We start from the raw sequence: 20,230 nt of genomic DNA, 5'->3' as shown, positions 1-20,230 counted from the left end.
ATGTCGGCCTGATGAGCGAACGTCTACTGAACTGGTATCGCAGCCACCAGCCACGCCCTTGCCGTCCCACAGTGCTGTCAGCGCAGCTTGGGGTGGGACAATGCAGTACGGATCGCTAGCTAGTCGGATGACCTGGTCGCGCCATCGAAGCCTGCGGTCTCACCAAGTACCCGTTGGGCCAATTGCAGATCCGATGTCGCGAAACCCTCGGTAAACCTAGCGCAGAGTGGCGCAAGCAGATCATGAGCGTCGCGGCACCGGTTCTGCGCGATCCACAGTCGGGCGAGGCTTGTCGTCGCGCGCAACTCCCACAAGTCAGCGCTTTGCCCTCGCGCCAGTTCGGCCGCATGCCGGAGCCGTGCTTCCACCTCGGCACGATCAAACGCGGGCAGCTCCAGCATCAGCTCGCCAAGCAGGCGATGCAGCTCTGGCTCGAACCACCGCTCGCCCGTTTCACGCGCTCTGTCGAGCGCGTTGGTCAGCAAATCCAAACCCAGCTTCGCTCCCCCGGCCTGGGTTTCGACGCGCGCGAGCAAGCTTAAAAAGAATGGAACCAGGAATCTCGCTCCAGTCATCTGCCACGACGCTAAGCCTTCCTGCACCTTTGTGATGGCCTCCGGTAACTCACCCGTCTGTCCTAGCGTCCAGCCTCGAACAATCGTACCTGCACCGAAGAAGTGCGGAGAGCCCTGCGCTCTTGCGAGCGTGATTAGCGAATCTGCTCGGTCTCGGGCTTCTCGCCAGTCGCCGCGAAGCTGCGACAAAATGCAGCCGTAAAGTAGGGCGTAACCAAGCGTATTGCGGTGGGAAAGTTCCCTTGCGTCCGCCAATGCCTCGTTGCTCCTGGCCTCAGCCTGCTCGGGATAACCAAGAGCGAAGAGAGTCCAGGAGAGGACCGACAGCCCCGCCACCCGGGGGTCCTGGGCAAACAGGAACGCGAGGGCGCGGTGTTGCTGCGGGTCATAAAGGGCGAGCGATCGTTCCAGATATTCACGGGCAATAGCGATCTCGCCGCGAAGGAACGCATCGGTTCCGACAATGCGGTTGCCGACGGTCTCAGCGGACACCTCCCGTTCTTCCTGCGCGCGCTTGAGCAGTTCCTCTCCCGCCTTCCTCCCCGCCTCCAGCTCAGCGCGCACGACATGGAAGACCCAGTCCCCATAGAGAACAGGCAGGAGCCTACTTGTGTCCGCCAGCCGCTCGCATAACTCGCGTGCTCGCGCATTGGCCTGCCCGACCTCTGGCGCTGCCCAGCCCTTGGCAGTCATCAAGGCGACGCTGAGAGCGACTTGCAGTTCGAGTTCCTGCCGCCATCGCGCGGCATCATCAGGTAGTCCTTCAAGCAGATCCAACCCTCTTGTCAGATGGGTAATCGCTTCGGCCGTTGCGGAGCGCGCAATCTCTGCTTGCCCGGCTCTGAGCCAGTAATTGATCGCGGGTTCTAGCAGCCCCGACTCCGCGTAGTGCTGGGCTAGAAGTTCGGGTTGCGCCTGGACCGTTTCCGGGAGGCGTTGCTCGATGGCCTTGGCGATCGCCGCGTGCAACCGTTGTCGTTTCGGGCGCACAAGGGTCGCGTAGGCCGCGTCGCGTACGAGCGCGTGCTTGAAACTGTAGGTGGTCTGCGGCGGAATCCCATGGCGGAACACCAATCCCGACGCGATGAGGTCGTCCAGTGCTTCCTCCACCTCGTTCGGCTTCAACGGCGCGGCGGTCACAAGCAACTCATGCGAGAAGTCTCGACCGATTGCAGCTGCCACCTGCGCCACCTCCCAAGCGGGGGCAAGTCGGTCGAATCGGGCCAATAACGACTCCTGAAGCGTAGTTGGAATTGCGATCGCCGACAGCGGACTCGCCAGGGCGTAGTGATCGCCCTCATCTTTGAGCAGATTGGTCTCTATCACCGCCCGAGTCAGCTCTTCCACGAATAGCGGAACGCCGTCCGTTTTTGCGACGATCTGGTCAAGCACTTCGGTAGGCAGAGCCCTGCCGCCGGTCAGCGTCTCGACCATTGCTGCGCCTTGCCGACAGCTCAAACGACTAAGCGTCAATGCGGTGACATGAGGATAGCGCAGCCACCGTGGCAGGAACTCTGAGCGAAATGTAATGAGCACCAGCACCGGCGAGTCTTGCACGCGGTCAACAACAAGATCCAGCAGTTCCAACGAAGTTGGATCTGCCCAATGCACATCTTCGTATACTGCCAAGACGGGCTGATGCGCGGCGAGCCCGATGAGCTGATCGACGAATACTTCCAGCGTCCGCCCCTTCTGGCGATGCGGGCTCAACTCCAATGGCGGATAGCGGTCGCCCGTCTGAAGCGACAGCAAGGCCGCGAGCAGCGGGGCCACGCGGGCGACATCGTCGGTCGAAAGCGCGAGGAGCGCTTCAAGCTTGCTCAGTTTCACGTCGGGGGCATCCTCCGCGGCGAAGCCAGCTGCCCGCTCCAGAAGGCGGATAACCGGATGAAGCGGGCTGGTCTGATGATAGGGCGAGCAGTAGTGACTGACAGTCGTATGCGGCTCGCCTTCCAGACGCCGACGCAGGGCACGAACAAGGCGCGACTTGCCAATGCCGGGCTCGCCGGCGAGCAACACCACGCGGCCTTCCCCTTCTTTGACTGCTTCCCAGTGCTTCAGCAGGAGTGCTACCTCATGCTCGCGCCCGACGAGCGGGGTCAGGCTCGCCCCGTGCAATGCTTCGAAGCGGCTTTCCGCAGAGCTTTCACCGAGCACTCGCCAAGCGGGTACCGAAGCAGGAAAACCCTTCAACGGGTGGAAGCCGAGTTCGGCGAGATCGAACAGCCCGCGGATCAGTTGCCGAGTGGTGGATGCCACCACCACAGTTCCGGGCTCGGCGACACTTTGCAGTCGTGCCGCCAAATTGGGCGTCTCGCCGATTACCGTCTCCTCACGCGCGGCGCCTTCGCCAATCAGTTCGCCGACAACTACCAAGCCGGTCGCGATGCCCACGCGAGCCTCAAGCGTCTCTCCATGCGGTGGTTGCAGATTCCGCACTGCGTCGATGGCCGCAAGCCCCGCTCGTACCGCTCGTTCGGCCTCATCCTCATGAGCGCGTGGATAGCCAAAGTAGGCGAGCACGCCATCGCCCATATACTTCGCCACGTGTCCCTCGAATCGAGCAACCGCGCCCGCCACCGCACCTTGATAGCCCCGCAGCAGTTCACCCATCTCCTCTGGATCAAGTCGTGAGGAAAGTGTGGTCGAGTCGACAAGGTCGACGAACATCACGGTGAGCTGGCGGCGCTCCGCTTCGGGGAGGATTCCAGGTGTCCCGCCAATCCTGGTTGGGCCGCTTGGTTGTTCAGCGACCTCACGCAATGCAGCGATGGCAGCGAGCAATTTACGGCGGTGCCCTACTGAAGCGACGCCAAGCCCGATCAGGTCCTCGGCCGTAAGATCCCTTAGCACTTCAGGATCGATGTCGTTTTGACGGAACGTTTTTTCGTACCGCCCCAGCCCTTGATCGCGCAGCCAAGCACCGACGTCCATGGCTCCTCCTCCGTCTACTCGGAGTGCAAGGTTCTTCAGCATACTCCAGAAGCCTCTGAGCCGCACGAGCAAACCCGAGCAAAGCGGACACCATGGACTGCGCCATTCTCGTCGTCGGCTTCAAGCGGTGCCAGAAACGTCGCTCATGGCGCAAGCGGCCGCCCTGCGCGTTTGCCGGACTTCCGCTCACCGCCCGTTGGAGACATTGACTGAATGGTACAAGTGGCGGCTTCGAGCCAGAGACGCGTACATGTCGCCCAAGACCGCTGCATGCTCTTGGGCGACATCGACGAGAAGCGAGCTCTGATGCCCCAGAACACCGGCGCTCTAGGGCCTGTTGTCTCGGGCACCGAATGCTAGCGCGTCCGGCGTCTCGGCGCCGCGATAGTGGCTTGGCGGCGCGCCGATGACGCGCTTGAAGGCGCGGCTGAACGAGGCCTCGGAATCGTAGCCGAGGCGCCGCGCCACGACCGAGATGCGCATGCGGTCGCGAGTGAGCCACTGGCGCGCCTGGTGCATGCGCACCTGGGTGAGGTAACGCGCCGGCGTCTCGCCGACCACGGCGGCGAACTGCTGGGCGAAGCCGGAGCGCGAGGCCCCCATGAGCTTGGCGAGGGAGTCGACGGTCCAGTTCTTTTCCGGATCGAGATGCATGGCTGCGATCACCCGGCCGATGGAAGGATGCCGGACCGCGGCCACCCAGCCGCTCGTGTTGCCGCATCCGTGCTCCACCCAGGAGCGGATGATCAGCGCGGCCAGCACATCGGCAAGCCGCGCCAGGACGCCGCCCGAGCCGACGCGGCTCGCGCCGACTTCGCGCGCCATGGCTTCGAGCAGGTGCGGGATCGCCGGCTCGCTGGCGGTGAGCGCGTCGATGCGCATCACGTCCGGCATCATGCGCAGCAGGGGATGCATGGCATCCATGTTGAACTTCAGGCTGCCGCAGAAAAGGATGGTCGTCTCGCCGCGACCACCGCCGCAGACGTTGTAGACGCAATCGCATACCTGTCGGAGCGAATAGGTCTCCAGCGGAGACAATTTCTCGTCCGGCGAGCTTGCCAGCGCATGTTCGCCGCCGCGCGGCAGAAGCACGGCGTCGCCGCGCTTCAACTCGATCCAGTCACCGCTCGGACCGCGCAGCCAGCAGTTCCCGCAGATGAAATGGAACCGCGCGGTCTCCTGCACCGGAAATGAAATGCCCCACGGACCCGTCAACTCGCAGCGAACGTAATCGACGCCGTCGAGGCGCAGGCCGCGCAAGAGCTCGGTCAGGAAGTCTTCCGAAACGACAGAGGAATTTTTGGACGAACGATCAAGCATTGCGGAATTTCTAGCATGGAATGTCCAAGCGGTCACGCCTTATCTAAGCCGGACCGATCAAGGAGACCGCTCTCATGACAGATACAGCGACAACACTGGATGCCGGACTTATACCGGCAAGCGACGAGCGAAGCGACCCCGCCTGGGCCGGCGTCGCCTCCCTCGCGCTCGGCGTGTTCGGCCTCGTCACGGCCGAGTTCCTTCCCGTCAGTATCCTGACGCCGATGGCGGCCGATCTCGGCATCAGCACGGGCACGGCGGGCCAGGCGGTCACGGCGACTGCCGTCGTCGGCGCGGTTGCCGGGCTGACGGTAGCGATCGCCACGCGCCGCTTCGATCGCCGGCTGGTGCTCTGGGGGTTCACTCTCGCCCTGATCGCCTCCAGCCTGCTCGCGGCCTTTGCCACCAATCTCGCCATGCTGCTTGCGGCCCGCGTCGTCCTCGGCATCGGGCTCGGCGGCTTCTGGTCGATGATGGCCGCGATCGCCTTGCGTCTCGTGCCGATGTCTCTCGTGCCGCGCGCCATGTCGATCGTCTTCACCGGAGTTTCGGTTGCGACCGTCTGCGCGGCGCCGGTTGGCGCCTATATCGGCGATCTCTGGGGCTGGCGTGCCGCTTTCCTGATGGCCGCCGCGGTCGGGGCGTTGACGCTCATCGTGCAGATGGTGAGCATACCGCGGCTGCCGCCGCAATCCGCACCGAGCCTCAAGCTCCTGTTCGACGTCATGCGCATGCCGAGCATCCGCATCGGCATCATTACGGTGCTGCTCTTCGTCTCGGGGCACTTTGCCGGTTTCACCTATGTGCGCCCCTTCCTGGAGAAGGTGCCCGAATTCGGCATCGAGGCGATCTCGCTGATCCTGCTCGCTTACGGCATTGGCGGTTTCTTCGGCAATCTCGCGGGCGGCCTCATCATCGAACGCAGCATCACGGCGGCCGTCAGCCTCGGCACACTGCTGATCGCGGCGATGGCCTTCGCCCTCGTGACCTTCGGCGCAATCGATGCCGTGTCGGCCGTCGCGGTGACCGCCTGGGGCTTCGCGTTCGGGGCTCTGCCGGTCGCCGTCCAGACCTGGATGGTTCGCGCTGCGCCGCAATATGCGGAAAGCACGGGCGGTCTCATCGTCGCGACTTTCCAGGTCGGCATCGCCAGCGGCGCGATACTGGGCGGCCTCTTCGTGGACGGCTTCGGCCCGCTCGGCGCCATCAGCTACTGCGCCGTCGCGACACTCGCGAGCGCGCTCTACGTCTTCAGCTCCCGGGGGCGCATAGCGGTCTGAGTGGATCCCTGCGGAACCGAACAGACGCTGGAGTGAGGAATGGGCCGGGCAACCGGCCCTATCGCCATGCGCCGGTCTTTCGAATCCACTCCCGAGTTCGGCCTTCCGGGTCGGCGTTGAGCGTGATGTCGGTGACGACGGCGGCGCTGTCGGCGCCGTGGGTGAAAACGCCTTCGATCCGGTCCGGATTGAGCCCGCCGATCGCGACGAGGGGCAGCGGGCGAATACGCTCGCTCCAGGCGGCAAGCCGCTCCAGTCCCTGCGGCGCCCATTTCATCTTCTTGAGGATCGTCGGATAGATCGGGCCGAGCGCGACATAGTCCGGCTCGGCTGCCAGCGCCGATCTGAGTTCCGCCTCGTCATGGGTGCTAAGCCCGAGCTTCAGCCCGGCGGTACGGATCGCGCCGAGGTCGGCGTCCGCCAGATCCTCCTGGCCGAGATGGACGAAGTCGCAGCCCTCCTCGATCGCAAGCCGCCAGTAATCGTTGATGATCAACTGGCAGCGATGCTCGGCGCAAACCGCCTGGGCGGCGCGGATCTCGCCGCGGAGGTCGTCTTCGCTCCGGTCTTTGATCCGGAGCTGCACGAGCTTCACCCCGAGCGGCACCAGGCGCTCGATCCAGGCGGCGCTGTCGACGATGAGGTAAAAGGGATCGAGCTTCACGAAAACACCGCCTTTCCGATGATGGGAGTGGAGGGCACGGCCATGTCGCGCGGCTCCAGCATGCCTGCGTGATAGGCGATGTGCCCGGCCGCGATTGCCTTGGCGAAGGCTTCCGCCATGGCGGCCGGTTCGCCGGCGCCCGCGACGGCCGTGTTGAGCAGGACCGCCTCATAGCCGAACTCCATGACGGCGGCCGCATGCGACGGGCGGCCGATGCCTGCGTCGACGATCAGCGGCACGTCGGGAAATTCGGCGCGCATGGCGCGTAAGCTCGGCACGTTCTGCGGGCCCATGGCGCTGCCGATCGGCGCACACCAGGGCATCAGCACCTCGCAGCCAGCCTCCAGCAGCCGTTCGGCAACCACCAGGTCGTCGGTTGTGTAGGGGAAGACCTTGAAGCCTTCTCCGGTGAGGACGCGCGCCGCCTCGACGAGGCCGAAGACGTCCGGCTGCAGCGTGTCGTGATGGCCGATCACTTCGAGCTTGATCCAGTTCGTGCCAAAGATCTCGCGCGCCATCTTCGCCGTCAGCACGGCTTCCGACACGGAGTGGCAGCCGGCCGTGTTCGGCAGCACACGCACGCCGAGTGCGCGGATCAGCTCGAAGAAGGCGCCGCCCTGGCGCCCGCCCGCCGTCTCGCGGCGAAGCGAAACCGTGACGATGTCGGTGCCCGACCGGCGCACGGCCTCGGCGAGCACGGCCGGAGATGGGTAGCGCGCGGTTCCAAGCAGCAGCCGCGAGCGGAGTTCGGTTCCGTAAAATACCGGCATGGCTCAGCCTCCCTGCATCGGCGACAGGATTTCGATGCGGTCGCTGTCCTTTAGGTGATGACGGCTACGATCGGTCCTGTGCACCAATTCGCCGTTGACCGCGGTCGCGAGCCACTCGCCTTCGTAGTCGAGCAGAGCGAGCAACTCGGCGACCGTCGCAGCCTGGAGCTCATGCTCCTCACCGTTCACTGTCAGCTTCATCGGACATGTCCTCTTCCTGATTGTTCGTCGAAGGCCAGCGCCGCTGCTTGCCTGGCCGTCGCCGGCGACAGAAGGAAGCCATGGCGGTAGAGGCCGTTGACGGAAATGATGTTTCCGCGCCGCGAGACCCGCGGCAGGTTGTCGGCAAAGGCCGGGCGCACGCCCGCGCCGGTCTCGACGAGACGGGCCTCGGCAAAGGCGGGATGCAGCGCATAGGCGGCGTTCAGGAACTCCATCAGCGAGCGGGCAGTGACCGGGCCGGCATCGTCGCTTTCGATCATCGTCGCCCCGCACATGAAGAGCCCGCCGCCGCGCGGCACGATATAGAGCGGAATGCGCGGGTGCAGCAGGCGCACGGGACGGGAGAGCGTGACCTCGTCCGTCTGGAGATAGACCATCTCGCCGCGAACGCCGCGAAGGCCCTCGACCTCGCCGATCCTGGCGGCGCCGGCGCAATCGACGGTGAGCGCGAAGTCGCCTTCGTCGATCTCGCTATCGCGGAACACCATGCCCTGCGTAACGAGCCCTTGCCGAAGCATCGAAAGCGCCTTGCGCGGATCGAGATGGGCCTCTTCGGCAAAGAACAGCGCGTGGCGGAAGCGGCCGGCGAGCGCCGGTTCGAGCGCTGCGATCTCCTCCGCACCGAGCCAACGGAAGCCGGAGGTGCGTGAAGCGAAGCGCTTGAGCTCGGCACCGTCGCGCGGCTGTGCCACGACGAGCGTGCCGTTGCGATGGACCGAACCGGCGGGAAGGGCGGCTTCCCACCAGTCGGCGGCGCCGATGCCGTAGGTGAGGACCGCCTCCTCGGCGCTCTCGCGTTCGCACCAGGGCGCGAGCATGCCGCCGGCATACCAGGAGGCGGCGCCAGCGAGACCTTGGGAATGCTCCGCCACCGTCACCTCCGCGCCGCCGGCGGCGAGTTCATGGGCGGCCGTGAGGCCGGCGACGCCGGCCCCCTTGATCAGCACGCGCATGCCTATTCTCCGGTAGCCTGGGCAGTGCCGTCGCCGACCGGCATATAGAGATCGCCGCCGTCGCGGTATTTGGCCGCCATGGCTTCGAGCCCCTCCTTCTGCGCCTCGGCGCGGATATCGTGGGAAATCCGCATCGAACAGAATTTCGGGCCGCACATGGAGCAGAAATGCGCGACCTTGTGCGCCTCTTTCGGCAGCGTCTCGTCATGGAAGCTGCGGGCCGTCTCCGGGTCGAGCGACAGGTTGAACTGGTCCTCCCAGCGGAACTCGAAACGGGCTCGCGACAGCGCGTCGTCGCGGATGCGGGCGGCCGGATGCCCCTTGGCGAGATCGGCGGCGTGGGCGGCGATCTTGTAGGTGATGACGCCCGTCTTGACGTCGTTGCGGTCCGGAAGCCCCAGATGTTCCTTCGGCGTCACGTAGCAGAGCATGGCGGTGCCGAACCAGCCGATCATCGCGGCGCCGATGCCGGAGGTGATGTGGTCGTAGCCGGGCGCGATATCGGTCGTCAGCGGCCCGAGCGTGTAGAAGGGCGCCTCGCCGCAGACTTCGAGCTGCTTGTCCATGTTCTCCTTGATCTTGTGCATCGGCACATGGCCAGGGCCCTCGATCATCACCTGGCAGTCCTTCGCCCAGGCGATCTTCGTCAGTTCGCCGAGCGTTTCCAATTCCGCGAACTGCGCGGCGTCGTTGGCGTCGGCGATCGAGCCGGGGCGCAGGCCGTCGCCGAGGGAGAAGGAGACGTCATAGGCGCGGCAGATGTCGCAGATCTCCTCGAAGTGCTCGTAGAGGAAGCTTTCGCGGTGGTGATGCAGGCACCACTTGGCCATGATCGAGCCGCCGCGCGAGACAATGCCGGTGACGCGATCGACGGTGAGCGGGATATAGTGCAGCCTGACGCCGGCATGGATAGTGAAATAGTCGACGCCCTGCTCGGCCTGCTCGATGAGGGTGTCGCGGTAGACCTCCCAGGTGAGGTCCTCGGCGATGCCGCCGACCTTTTCAAGCGCCTGGTAGAGCGGCACCGTGCCGATCGGTACGGGCGAATTGCGGATGATCCATTCGCGGATATTGTGGATGTTGCGGCCGGTCGAAAGGTCCATGACCGTGTCCGCACCCCAGCGCGTCGCCCAGACCATCTTCTCGACTTCCTCCGCCATCGAGGAGGTGACGGCGGAATTGCCGATATTGGCGTTGATCTTTACAAGGAAATTCCGGCCGATGATCATCGGCTCGGATTCCGGATGATTGATATTGGCCGGGATGATCGCGCGGCCGCTGGCCACCTCCTGGCGGACGAATTCCGGCGTGACGAAATCGGGGACCGAGGCGCCGAAGCTCTCGCCGTCGCGGGCGAGCGCCTCCTTTGCAGCCTTGCGGCCGAGGTTCTCGCGGATGGCGATGAACTCCATCTCCGGTGTGATCATGCCAGCGCGCGCATAGGCGAGCTGGGTGACGGCCTGGCCGGACTTGGCCTTGAGCGGCTGGTGCCGCACCGGGAATTCCGGCGTCAGTCTCTCGCCGGTCGCAAAGCCGTTGTCCTCCGTCTTGACCGCGCGGCCGTCGTAGCTTTCGACATCGCCGCGTTTAAGGATCCAATCGCGGCGAAGTCGCGGCAGGCCCTCGTCAATGCGGATGTCGGCATCTTGCAGCGTATAGGGACCGGAGGAATCGTAGACGATGACCGGCGGCTCGCCGGACGTCGGATGCAGGGCGATCTCGCGCATGGGCACCCGGATGTCGGGATGGATCTCGCCCGGCTTGTAGACCTTGCGGGAAGCCGGAAGCGGTCCTTGAGTGACCGACGGCGTTGCGAGAGGCTTGAATAGATTCATCTTGAGGCTCCAAAGTTTTCGCGTTGGAGACCCAGTTCTGAAGCCGGAAGGATGAAAAGACGTATCGCCGATGGATCGCGCGAACACGGAATCCTGGCTTCAAACGCCCGCACCGTCCCTACGCCAGTATGAACTGGATCAGGTTCAACGGGTCACTGCGCGCTCTAGCAGTATCTCAGCCCCTTGCCGGGACCCCCCTGGTGAATGACGCAAATAGTGACGGATCTCGCCGCGCCGTCAAGAGCATTTATGCAATTGGCGGTTCCGCAGTTGATTGGCGGCCGCTTCCCCGTCGCCAGTGGCTCTAGTTCAGAAGGCCGGAGACATTCGCAAGAGAAAGTCCCGTGTGACCGCGGCGACCTCCCGGAGGTTCGTCTCCAGCAGCCAATGTCCTCCGTCGAAGAGGTGCAATTCGGCCTTCGGGAGGTCGCGGAGATAAGCGCGGGCCGAAGCTTCGGGCATATAGCCGTCCTGAGGTCCCCATACGATCAGCGTCGGCGGTTGATGTTCGCGCAAATAGGCCTGGTAGCGAGGGAACCAGTCAAGGTTTTCCCGCAGACCTGCGATGACGTCTATGGCGATCTCCCGTCGCCGGGGCGTTGTCAGCGACCAATGCAGTTTCCAGAGATCGGGCGGAATCCGCTCGGCAAGCTCGGGCCGAACATCGTTCAGGAACTCGTCCCGGTAGCCCTCTTCGCTCACTGCTTCGCCGAGCTTGGCCCGGCCCTCGGCGGTGGGATTGCGGAAATACTCCTTAAGCGGCGCGTATTTCGGACCCAGCACGTCCTCGTAGATGTCGCCGTTCTGGAGGATCAGCGCGGCGATCAGGTCCGGCCGGCGGATTGCCAGCCGGAGACCGATCTGGGACCCGAAGTCGTGCAGATAGAGCGCGAAACGATTGGCACCGAGGCGGCGGATGAAAGCCTCGAGGAAGTCGGCGAAGCCGTCGAAGTCATAGGTGAAGTCGTCCGGCGTGTCGCTGTATCCCGACCCCGGAAAATCCGGCGCGATGAGCCGCCACCGATCGGCCAGTAGCGGCATGAAGTTGCGGAACTCGTAGGACGAGCATGGATAGCCGTGGGGAAGCAGGACGACCGGCGCATCCTCGGGGCCCGCTTCGCGATAGAAGACGCCGATGCCGTCCAACTCGACGAACCGGTGTTTCACTGTTGGTGTCATGGTCGCCGCACCTCGTGTCGATTGATCGAGGCCGAACACTGGTGCGGGCTTTATGGTTCCATCTTTTGATCCGTCGCGTGCTACCGCAGCCGCTTGCCACTCGCATCGAATATCAGGGCGCAGGCGGGGTCGAAGCGGGCGGCGATGCGGTCGCCGGACTTCAGACCGCGGCCGTTCTTCGTTTCGATCACCACCAATTCGCCCTTGCCGTGGCGGGCATAGGCGAAGGTCTCACCGCCGAGATGCTCCAGCATGTCGATCGTCAGATCGAGCGTTGCCGAGCCGTTCTCGTTGAAGTGCTCGGGCCGGACGCCGATGGTGACCTCGCTTCCCGGCATCGCTCGCTCCAGGCGGATGGGAATCTTCGCGTCGGCGTAGTCCGGCAGCCGGGCGCAAGCCGCTCCGCCTTCGCCGGCCTCGATCACGCCCTTGAGGAAATTCATCTTGGGCGAGCCGATGAAGCCGGCGACGAAGAGATTGGCTGGGTCGTCATAGAGTTCCAGCGGCGAGCCGACCTGCTCGACCACGCCACCACGCATCACGACGATCTTGTCGGCGAGCGTCATGGCCTCCACCTGATCGTGGGTCACATAGACGATCGTCGCGGAGAGCTGCTTGTGCAGTCTCGCGATCTCGATTCGCATGTGCACGCGCAGCTCCGCGTCGAGGTTGGAGAGCGGCTCGTCGAAGAGGAAGATTTTCGGATGGCGGACGATCGCCCGGCCGATCGCCACGCGCTGGCGCTGGCCGCCCGAAAGCTGCTTCGGCTTGCGATCGAGAAACGGGCCGAGCTCGAGGATGTTCGCCGCCTCGTTCACCCGCTTCTCGATCTCGGCCTTGGGAACGCCGGCAAAGCGCAACGCGAAGCCCATGTTCTCCCGCACCGTCATGTGCGGGTAGAGCGCATAGGATTGGAAGACCATGGCGATGCCGCGTTTCGACGGATCGACATCGTTCATCCGGATGTCGTCGATCGTGAGATCCCCCGAGGTGATCTCCTCGAGCCCAGCGATCATGCGGAGGAGGGTGGACTTGCCGCAGCCGGAGGGGCCGACGAAGACAACGAACTCGCCCGACTTGATGTCGAGATCAACACCCTTGATGACTTCCAGGCCGCCATAGGATTTGCGGACATCGCTGAGTTGAAGCTCGCTCATGCGCTCGCCGCTCCCTCGGCCGATGCCACAAGGTCCAGCTTTGCCGCGCCGAGGCGCGACGACGTCACGGTGACTAGGACATCGCCGGCGCTGCCGACCGACTCCAGCCAGAAGCCGGTCGTGCCGCCCTGAAAGACGAGGCGGGCGGGGCCGATGAGCCGCGCCGGGCCTTGAACCTCGATATCGATGGCGTCGTTCAGGAACGGCAGGATGTTGCCGGCCTGATCGAGCGCGCGGACGATGACGCGGACGCAGTCGCGGCCCTCGGCTCTGATCGTCTTGCCATCGGTCTCGATTTGAAGCTTCGCTGGCACGGGATCAGCGACCATGCGGAGATTGGCGACCGCCTTGCCGCCGATGAAGCCGGTGAATTCGGCGCTTTCCCACTTCATGCCCCAGACACCGAGCTCGTCCTTGGTGAAATGGCGGTGGTCGATGACGACGGGCGCATGCGGCAGATGCGGGAAGTTCTCGCGGTCCGGGCCGACGCGTTTCACGAGAGATCCGTATTTGAGTTCGATCTCGTCGCAATTGGTGAGCACGATCAGCGGCAGCACGCCGCCGATGTTGCGCTCGCCGCGCGCCCAGAAGGTGACGGGCTTCATCACCACCTCCTCCGACGGGTCGCATTGGCTTGCGTAAACGTAAGCCGCGAATTTCGGTTCGCGGAACATGTCCATGACGCCGTGATAGCAGATGCGGTCGCCGGAGCCGAAGTCCTTATGGGTGTTGTAGTCGAACATGCACCAGCCGATCGCGCCGGAGATGCTCGGGTCGCCATGGGCGGCATTCAGAACTTCGAGGTGCCGGCGCACATGTTCGGCCTGCCGCTGCTCCTGGTCGTAGATCTTCGTCGGGTACATGTGCCCGCCGAACTCGGTGATGAGATAGGGCACCTTGCGCGAAAGCCCGGTGCATTCCTGCTGCGGGCGGAGCGCGGTGCGCGGGCGGTTAGAGCCGGGCAGTTCCTCGTTGCCGAGGATGAAGTCGTTCATCGTGTAGACGTCTTCCAAAAGCTCGCTATCGGTGATGTAGCGCACGCCGCCGGTCTGGCGGGTCGGGTCGAGTTCGCGGGCGAGGCGATTGGTCTCGACATAGAAGTCGTGCGAATCCTGCGACTCGTTGATGCGCACGCCCCAGATGACGATCGAGGGATGGTTCCAGTCGCGCTCAATCATCCGGCGGACGTTCCGGATCGCCTCCTCTTTCCATGCCTCGCCGCCGATGTGCTGCCAGCCCGGGATTTCCTCGAAGACGAGGAGGCCGATGCGGTCGCAATGGTCGAGGAACCATTTCGACTGCGGATAATGCGAGGTGCGCACGAGATTGCAGTGCAGCTTGTGCTTGAGCAGTTCCGCGTCGCGCTCCTGCGCCGTGCGCCCCATGGCATAGCCGACATAGGGAAAGGCCTGGTGGCGGTTGAGCCCGCGAATCTTCAGCGGCCGGCCGTTGAGCCGGAAGCCGTCCACGGTGAATTCCGCCGTGCGGAAGCCGAAACGCGAGGAAAGAAGGTCGCGGCCCTGGTCGGTCCGGAGCTGCACTTCCACCTGGTAAAGAACCGGGGCGTCGATGTCCCAGAGCGAAAGTCCCTTGAGGCCGGTCATTTCGAGCGTGACGCTTTCGCCGCCGGTCTCGCCGACCGCTTCGGCGAGGAGTTCGCCTTCGGCATCCCTAAGGAGCGCCGTCACCGTGCCGGCGAAAGCGAGCCTCTGCGGATTGGAAAGATCACAGCGGACAGTGATCGACTTGGCGTCGCTCAGCACGTCGCGGGTCTCGATCTTGATGTTGGCGATCGCGACCGGGTCGGTGACCTTGAGCCAGACGTCGCGATAAATGCCGGCATAGGTGAGATAATCGATCCGGCCGCCGAAGGGTGGGATCTCCGGATTCTCGCTGCCGTCGATCTTGACGGTGATCAGATTGTCGCCCTCGCGGAGCTTGCCGGTGAGGCGCGCTTCGAAGGGCGTGTAGCCGTCCTTATGGGCGACGATCTCCTCGCCGTTCAGATAGACGACGGCATCCGCCATCGCGGCGTCGAAGACGAGCGAGACCTCGCGGCCGGAGAAGTCGGGGCGCCAGGCGATGACCTTCTGATAGGTGAAGGCGCGCTGATAGCACGTCTCGTCGAAATAGTTGAAGGGGAGCTCGACGGCATTATGCGGCAGGCTCACGGCTTGTCCGGCTTTGAGCCGGCCGGCGTCAGCGGCGACGAAGCCTTCGGAGAAGACCCATGAATCGTTGAAGGAAGTAACAGAGCGCATCATCTTTCCTATTTCACTGAGCCCAGCATGCCCTGGACGAATTGGCGTTGCATGAAGAAGAAAACGGCGAGCGTCGGGAGCGTCGCAAGGATGGTGCCGACCATCACCACGCCATAGTCGGGGTAATAGGCGGAGGCGAGCGACGAGATGACCAACGTGATCGTCTTGGTCTCGTTCGACTGCAGGACGATCAGCGGCCAGAGATAATTGTTCCAGGCCGTCATGAAGACGATGACGAATGCCGCCGCGTAAGTTGACCGCATCACCGGCACGTAGATGAAAAGGAAGATCTGCCACTCCTTGAGGCCGTCAACCTTGGCGGCGTCACGCAATTCAGATGGGAAAGCCTTCGTGCTCTGCCGAAAATAGAAGATGACGAAGGCCGAGCCGATCGAGGGCAGAACGACCGCCAGATGCGTGTTGATGAGGCCCGCCTTGCCCATCATGATGAAGAGCGGGATCATCAGCGCCGCAAACGGGATCATCAGCGTCAACAGCATGACGCGGTAGACACGCTCGCGCTGGCGCGAACGGAACATCTCGAAACCGTAGCCGGCGAGCGACGATACCGCGAGCGTCAGCGCGGTCGCAAGAAGAGCGATCTTCGCCGAATTCCAGAAGACAAGAGGCACGTTCACCAGCGTGAAGAAGTTGCCGACATTTGTCGCAAGTGCTTCGCCCGGCAGAAGGTTGCCCTTGATGATGTCGATCGAGGAATTGGTGGCGCCGAGCACCATCCAAATGAACGGGAAGACGGAGACGAAGGCCATCAGCCCGAGGAAGCCATAGGTGAGTACCGCGGCTGCAAAGCGTCCAAGGCCGTTTTTCATCGGTCGCGCTCCCTTGCTGCGAAGAACTGGACGAAGGCGAGGAGCGCGACCAGGACGACGATGACGTAGGAGACCGTTGCCGCATAGCCGAAATTCGGCATGAAGCGGAAGGTGAGATTGTAGATATAGAGCGACAAGGTCAGCGTCGCGTTGGACGGTCCGCCCTTGCCTTCGGTCAGGTTGTAGACCTCGTCGAAGAGCTGCAGCGTGCCGATCGTCGAAATCACCGTGGTGAAGAGGATGACCGGCTTCAGGAGCGGGATGGTGATGTGGGCGAAGCGCGCCCAGGCCGGAACGCCGTCGATGCGCGCGACCTCGTAGATCGACTTGTCGATGTTCTGCAGCGCCGCCAAATAGAAGATCATGTTGTAGCCGGTCCAGCGCCAGGTGATCGCGATGATCACGAGCGTCTTCGCCCAGAAGGGGTTTGTCAGCCAGGGAATGGGCGAGGCGATGATGCCGATCGCCTGGAGGGTCGAATTGACGATACCGTCGGGCGCGAACATGCCCTTGAAGAGCACGGAATAGGCGACGAGCGAGGTGACGCAGGGCAGGAAGATTGCGGTGCGGAAAAGCCCCCTGCCGACGAGGCGCGGATTGTTGAGGAGCGACGCCAGGATCAGTGCGAGCAGGATCATGATCGGCACCTGCACGACGAAATAGGTCATCGTGTTGGTGAGCGCCTTGATGAAGACCGGATCGTTCCAAAGGCGTACGATGTTGGCAAAGCCGGCGAACTTCATCGTCATGCCGCGGCCGGACTGGAAGGACATCCAGAGCGACCAGAGGATCGGATAGATCATGAATAGGGCGATCAGCCCGAGCGCCGGCGCGACGAAGAGCCAGCCATTGACGTCATAATATCGGCCGATGCCGCCGCGGCGCGCGTGAGCCATCGTCAACCTCATGGATGCGGGACTGGTTGGCCGTGGCTCAAGTCGCCACGGCCACGAGCGGTGAAGAATACCGCCGCGTTCTACTGGATCTGGCCGCTGACCTCGGCGTCGATCGCCTTCAGCACCTCGTCCACCGGCGTGCCCTGCGTCAGCGCCGGCAATTGCGCGGTGACCGCGAGATCCGCCTCGTTGGTGAAGACGCCGTAATTGACCGATGGAACCTTCGCCAGCCAATCGGAGAAGTTCTGCCAGACCTTTTCGCCGCCGAAGAACGGATCGGCCGCCTCATAGGCAGCACCACCGCGGGCGGCGAGCAGCGAGCCGACGGCGCCGCGCTCCTGCAGGATCTTCTGATAGAAGTCGATGTCCTTGGCGTAGATCTCGTTCAGGAAGTCGATCGCCTCGGCCTTCTCGGCAGAGCTCTCGAGCACGTACCAGCTCGATCCGCCGAGGTTCGAGGCATGCGTCGCGCCTTCGATCGAAAGCGCCGGGATGGGCGCTACGCCCCATTTTCCCGCCTGGTCCGGCTGCGCCTTGACGGTTCCGGTAATCCACACGCCGGTCACCACGGTCGCGACGTCGCCGGAGGTGAAGGTGCCGACCCAGTCGGACCAGCCGTTGGCCGGCTTGTAGATATTAGCCTGCATGATCTTGCCGACCGTCTCGAGCGCTGCCTTCAGCGCCGCGTTGCCGGCGATGTTCGTCTTGCCTTCCTTGTCGAAATACCATTGCCCGGCCGATTGCATCATGATGCGGACAATGCCGGCATCGTTAGGGTCGAGGCCCATCATCTTCTTGCCGGTCTTGGCTTCCACTTCCTTGCCGATTTCGATGAAGCGGTCCCAGGTGAGGTTCTGCATGTCCTCAGGCTTGAAGCCGGCCTGCTCGAGATAATCCTTGCGATAATAGAGCCCGGTGACGCCGGAATCGAAGGGCATGCCGTAGACCTGACCGTCTAAGGTCATCACCTCAACCTTGTAGGGAGCGAAACCCGAATAGTCGACGGTACCGGAAAGAGGCGCGAAGGCGCCGGGAAAGGATTGGAGATATTTCTGCGCGCCGTAGTCCTCGATGAGGACGATGTCGGGGAGCGCCTCGGCGGTACCCGATGCGAGACCCGTCTGCAGCTTCTGCTCGACATCGGTCTTGGCGAAATCGACGATATTGAAGGTGACATCCGGATGCGTCTTGGTGTAGCGGGCGCCCGCTTCCTTCATGATCGCGACGTTGAAGTTCGGATCCCAACACCAGATGGTGATTTCCTTGGCCTCGGCGGCAGTCACCGCCAAGAAACTTGCGCTCGCCAAAGCGAGGCCGGCGATACGCGGCAGATAGGCACGCGCCAGATTGTCCATTGCTTCCTCCCTCAAGGTTCGTTCCCCGAGACATCCTCTCTGTCTCGGTGACGGAGTATTTCTCAAAATTCTGAAGGAGGCAATATTTCAGTAAATTTTTACTCGGCTTTTTTCGCCGCCGCGGAGCCATCGAGATAGCTACCGCCATCTTGATGGCATGCCCGCTGCGGGCTATATTGTTGGAAAAGGAGTTACCAATGGCTGCCCCGCAACTTTCCGTTCGAAGCGCTAAGGCGCGTGAACTCGCGCATCGGCTCGCACGGCGCGAGAACCGCTCGATCGCCGACGTAGTGGAACGTGCGCTCGAATTGTATGAAGTTCGAGAGGCCGGGCGAGAGCCCGCCGCGGCGTTTTACAAGCGCTTGTCCAGAAGCTACGGCACCGATGTTGACCTTGAGGCGGTGATTAGAGAAGAGCGGAAAGGGCACACGGGTCCTGAGCTTTGATTTTTGTAGACACCAACGTCGTATCGGAAACGCTGCGCAAGACACCTTCCGAGGCTGTTATCGCCTGGCTCGTGCGCTACGATGCGGAGCTCGCGCTTCCGACCGTTACGATTGCCGAAATAGCGTACGGTATCGAAAAGATCTTGCCGGATCAGCGCGCTCGACGGCTGCAGCAGGGACTCGCCGACTGGAGGCAACGCTTCGCCGATCGGATATTCGGTCTCACCGAGGAGGCGGCGATTGCCTATGGCGAGATCATGGGCGCTGCGTCGCGACAAGGTCGTCTCATGTCGGCTCCCGATGGAATGATCGCCGCCATAGCCCGGATCAACGGTGGGCGCTTGGCTACGCGTAATATCGCGGATTTCGCTACAGCGGGTCTCGAGTTGATTTCACCCTGGGACTTTTAGAGCGGCATTAGGAAAAGTATGCCCGGTTTTCCGCCCGCATCCCGCTGACTTCTAGAACGCACCGGGCGCCGTAGCCTCGACCCTCGCCGTAGCCTCGGTCGGCTGAGGCGTGCTCCCCCGCCAGACCACCTCGGTCGCAAGGATCACCTTCTTGGCGACCTCGCGGCCGGAAAGACGCTCGAGCAACAGGTCCACCGCGGTTTCCCCGATCAGCTCTGCCGGGATTTTCACCGTGGAAAGCGGCGGCCCCAAGAACTGCGCGACCGGAATGTCATTGAAGCTCACGACCGCGATGTCCTCGGGAATCCTGAGGCCCATTTCGTGGATCGCCCGGTAGGCGCCGAGCGCCATATTGTCGTTGCAGGTGATCAGGATCTTGGGCGGATCGGGTTTCGCCAGCATCGCCCTGGCGAGCATATAGCCGCTGTCGGGCGTCCGGCGCTCGACCATGCACAATTCCGGGTCATAGAGTCCTGCCTTGGTCATCCAGTCGATGTAGGTGCGGCAACGACGCTCCGAATGGATGTTGTCGGGCCCGTAGAACGTGTCGATCCAGCCGATGAAGCCGATCCGGCGATAGCCCATGGCGTGCACCGCTTCCAGGAGCCGGGTCATCGCCAGCGCAATGTCGCTCAGCACGCTGTCGTCCGCGTCTCCCGCAGGTGCATGATCGGCAAAGACCAGGTGCCGGCTGTGGCGGCGCAGCCATTCGAGCTCGTCGCCATAATAATGGCCGACAGCCACCACGCCCGAGGCACCCTCCAGCATCGCCGCTTCCGGCGAACTCCCGGTGAGAAAGACCTTGACGACCTCGCTCTTCAGCGCCTGACAGCGGCTTTCGATGCCGAGGCGGACGCCGACATAGTAGGGATCGGCCAGTTCCTGAGCGGGATCGAGGAAATGCACGAGCGCGATCTTCAGCCCTGCGCCGACGGCTTGAGCCGCGGCACGGCTGCGGTTGCGCGGCGTCGCATAGTTCAGCGCCTCGGCCGTCTCGATGATCGCCTGACGTTTCTTGGTCGAAATCGACAGTGTCGGATCGTAGTTCAAGACCCGCGAGACGGTCGCCGACGACACGCCGACGGCCGCTGCGATTTCCTTGATTGTGACCATTCTCTTTAAGTCCCGCCTATCAGCCGCGTG

The 20,230-nt window shown here is 63.3% G+C and carries 17 protein-coding genes and 1 riboswitch; of the genes, 3 read left to right on the top strand and 14 right to left on the bottom strand.

Features of this window, described 5'->3' with window-relative positions; translation table 11 throughout:
- Positions 1-119: 119 nt before the first annotated feature.
- Both M728_RS23825 and M728_RS23820 read right to left on the bottom strand, forming a co-directional pair.
- Positions 120-3,509, bottom strand: coding sequence for an AAA family ATPase (locus M728_RS23825; protein ID WP_026620844.1), 3,390 nt, complete (start codon positions 3,507-3,509; stop codon positions 120-122).
- Positions 3,510-3,836: 327 nt separating this feature from the next.
- Positions 3,837-4,829, bottom strand: coding sequence for an AraC family transcriptional regulator (locus M728_RS23820; protein ID WP_026620843.1), 993 nt, complete (start codon positions 4,827-4,829; stop codon positions 3,837-3,839).
- 74 nt (positions 4,830-4,903) lie between these two features.
- On the opposite strand from M728_RS23820, the gene M728_RS23815 reads away from it, so the two are divergent.
- Positions 4,904-6,109, top strand: coding sequence for an MFS transporter (locus M728_RS23815; RefSeq protein ID WP_026620842.1), 1,206 nt, complete (start codon positions 4,904-4,906; stop codon positions 6,107-6,109).
- A gap of 58 nt (positions 6,110-6,167) precedes the next feature.
- On the opposite strand, the gene M728_RS23810 is transcribed toward M728_RS23815, so the two are convergent.
- The 11 genes from M728_RS23810 to M728_RS23760 form a co-directional block, all read right to left on the bottom strand.
- The gene (locus M728_RS23810; protein WP_026620841.1) at positions 6,168-6,773 is read right to left on the bottom strand and encodes a thiamine phosphate synthase; all 606 of its coding nucleotides are present in this window, start codon (positions 6,771-6,773) and stop codon (positions 6,168-6,170) included.
- Positions 6,770-7,543: a thiazole synthase gene (locus M728_RS23805; protein WP_026620840.1), complete on the bottom strand. Its 774-nt coding sequence runs from the start codon at positions 7,541-7,543 to the stop codon at positions 6,770-6,772. Before M728_RS23805 ends, M728_RS23810 begins: the two co-directional genes overlap by 4 nt.
- A gap of 3 nt (positions 7,544-7,546) precedes the next feature.
- On the bottom strand, positions 7,547-7,744 hold the full coding sequence (gene thiS, locus M728_RS23800) for a sulfur carrier protein ThiS (RefSeq protein WP_026620839.1): 198 nt from the start codon (positions 7,742-7,744) through the stop codon (positions 7,547-7,549).
- Positions 7,741-8,718, bottom strand: a complete 978-nt coding sequence (locus M728_RS23795) for an FAD-dependent oxidoreductase (protein WP_026620838.1) — start codon at positions 8,716-8,718, stop codon at positions 7,741-7,743. Before M728_RS23795 ends, thiS begins: the two co-directional genes overlap by 4 nt.
- Positions 8,719-8,720: 2 nt before the next feature.
- On the bottom strand, positions 8,721-10,553 hold the full coding sequence (gene thiC, locus M728_RS23790; protein WP_026620837.1) for a phosphomethylpyrimidine synthase ThiC: 1,833 nt from the start codon (positions 10,551-10,553) through the stop codon (positions 8,721-8,723).
- 97 nt (positions 10,554-10,650) lie between these two features.
- A riboswitch (TPP riboswitch) is annotated at positions 10,651-10,762 on the bottom strand.
- A 100-nt stretch (positions 10,763-10,862) separates the two neighbouring features.
- Positions 10,863-11,732 carry an alpha/beta fold hydrolase gene (locus tag M728_RS23785; RefSeq protein ID WP_026620836.1) on the bottom strand — a complete coding sequence of 290 codons (870 nt, stop codon included), beginning with the start codon at positions 11,730-11,732 and terminating at the stop codon, positions 10,863-10,865.
- An 80-nt stretch (positions 11,733-11,812) separates the two neighbouring features.
- A complete protein-coding gene (locus M728_RS23780; RefSeq protein ID WP_026620835.1) occupies positions 11,813-12,889 on the bottom strand; it encodes an ABC transporter ATP-binding protein in 1,077 nt (358 codons plus the stop codon).
- On the bottom strand, positions 12,886-15,150 hold the full coding sequence (locus M728_RS23775) for a glycoside hydrolase family 2 protein (protein WP_026620834.1): 2,265 nt from the start codon (positions 15,148-15,150) through the stop codon (positions 12,886-12,888). Before M728_RS23775 ends, M728_RS23780 begins: the two co-directional genes overlap by 4 nt.
- An 8-nt stretch (positions 15,151-15,158) precedes the next feature.
- Positions 15,159-15,980, bottom strand: coding sequence for a carbohydrate ABC transporter permease (locus M728_RS23770; protein ID WP_026620833.1), 822 nt, complete (start codon positions 15,978-15,980; stop codon positions 15,159-15,161).
- Complete coding sequence (locus tag M728_RS23765) at positions 15,977-16,876, bottom strand: carbohydrate ABC transporter permease (protein ID WP_026620832.1); 900 nt, start codon at positions 16,874-16,876, stop codon at positions 15,977-15,979. The genes M728_RS23770 and M728_RS23765 overlap by 4 nt, the downstream gene beginning before the upstream one ends.
- An 80-nt stretch (positions 16,877-16,956) precedes the next feature.
- The gene (locus M728_RS23760; protein ID WP_026620831.1) at positions 16,957-18,231 is read right to left on the bottom strand and encodes an ABC transporter substrate-binding protein; all 1,275 of its coding nucleotides are present in this window, start codon (positions 18,229-18,231) and stop codon (positions 16,957-16,959) included.
- A 197-nt stretch (positions 18,232-18,428) separates the two neighbouring features.
- On the opposite strand from M728_RS23760, the gene M728_RS23755 reads away from it, so the two are divergent.
- Both M728_RS23755 and M728_RS23750 read left to right on the top strand, forming a co-directional pair.
- Positions 18,429-18,677, top strand: coding sequence for a type II toxin-antitoxin system VapB family antitoxin (locus tag M728_RS23755; protein ID WP_026620830.1), 249 nt, complete (start codon positions 18,429-18,431; stop codon positions 18,675-18,677).
- Positions 18,674-19,087 (top strand): type II toxin-antitoxin system VapC family toxin, encoded by a 414-nt coding sequence (locus M728_RS23750; protein WP_026620829.1) that lies wholly within the window; start codon positions 18,674-18,676, stop codon positions 19,085-19,087. Before M728_RS23755 ends, M728_RS23750 begins: the two co-directional genes overlap by 4 nt.
- 51 nt (positions 19,088-19,138) lie before the next feature.
- Here M728_RS23750 and M728_RS23745 read toward each other — a convergent pair whose 3' ends face one another.
- Positions 19,139-20,200: a LacI family DNA-binding transcriptional regulator gene (locus tag M728_RS23745; protein ID WP_026620828.1), complete on the bottom strand. Its 1,062-nt coding sequence runs from the start codon at positions 20,198-20,200 to the stop codon at positions 19,139-19,141.
- Positions 20,201-20,230: the final 30 nt, after the last annotated feature.

It is taken from the genome of Ensifer sp. WSM1721 (assembly GCF_000513895.2).
Lineage (GTDB): Bacteria > Pseudomonadota > Alphaproteobacteria > Rhizobiales > Rhizobiaceae > Sinorhizobium.
This window is presented reverse-complemented; position numbering and strand designations above follow the sequence as displayed.

Bases quoted from the DNA above. Each gene is read 5' to 3' on its own strand.
- M728_RS23815 (WP_026620842.1), top strand. From the start codon at position 4,904: ATGACAGATACAGCGACAACACTGGATGCCGGACTTATACCGGCAAGC.
- M728_RS23775 (WP_026620834.1), bottom strand. From the start codon at position 15,150: ATGCGCTCTGTTACTTCCTTCAACGATTCATGGGTCTTCTCCGAAGGC.
- M728_RS23795 (WP_026620838.1), bottom strand. From the start codon at position 8,718: ATGCGCGTGCTGATCAAGGGGGCCGGCGTCGCCGGCCTCACGGCCGCC.
- M728_RS23805 (WP_026620840.1), bottom strand. From the start codon at position 7,543: ATGCCGGTATTTTACGGAACCGAACTCCGCTCGCGGCTGCTGCTTGGA.
- M728_RS23770 (WP_026620833.1), bottom strand. From the start codon at position 15,980: ATGAAAAACGGCCTTGGACGCTTTGCAGCCGCGGTACTCACCTATGGC.
- M728_RS23785 (WP_026620836.1), bottom strand. From the start codon at position 11,732: ATGACACCAACAGTGAAACACCGGTTCGTCGAGTTGGACGGCATCGGC.
- M728_RS23745 (WP_026620828.1), bottom strand. From the start codon at position 20,200: ATGGTCACAATCAAGGAAATCGCAGCGGCCGTCGGCGTGTCGTCGGCG.
- thiC (WP_026620837.1), bottom strand. From the start codon at position 10,553: ATGAATCTATTCAAGCCTCTCGCAACGCCGTCGGTCACTCAAGGACCG.
- M728_RS23755 (WP_026620830.1), top strand. From the start codon at position 18,429: ATGGCTGCCCCGCAACTTTCCGTTCGAAGCGCTAAGGCGCGTGAACTC.
- M728_RS23760 (WP_026620831.1), bottom strand. From the start codon at position 18,231: ATGGACAATCTGGCGCGTGCCTATCTGCCGCGTATCGCCGGCCTCGCT.
- thiS (WP_026620839.1), bottom strand. From the start codon at position 7,744: ATGAAGCTGACAGTGAACGGTGAGGAGCATGAGCTCCAGGCTGCGACG.
- M728_RS23780 (WP_026620835.1), bottom strand. From the start codon at position 12,889: ATGAGCGAGCTTCAACTCAGCGATGTCCGCAAATCCTATGGCGGCCTG.
- M728_RS23825 (WP_026620844.1), bottom strand. From the start codon at position 3,509: ATGGACGTCGGTGCTTGGCTGCGCGATCAAGGGCTGGGGCGGTACGAA.
- M728_RS23765 (WP_026620832.1), bottom strand. From the start codon at position 16,876: ATGGCTCACGCGCGCCGCGGCGGCATCGGCCGATATTATGACGTCAAT.
- M728_RS23820 (WP_026620843.1), bottom strand. From the start codon at position 4,829: ATGCTTGATCGTTCGTCCAAAAATTCCTCTGTCGTTTCGGAAGACTTC.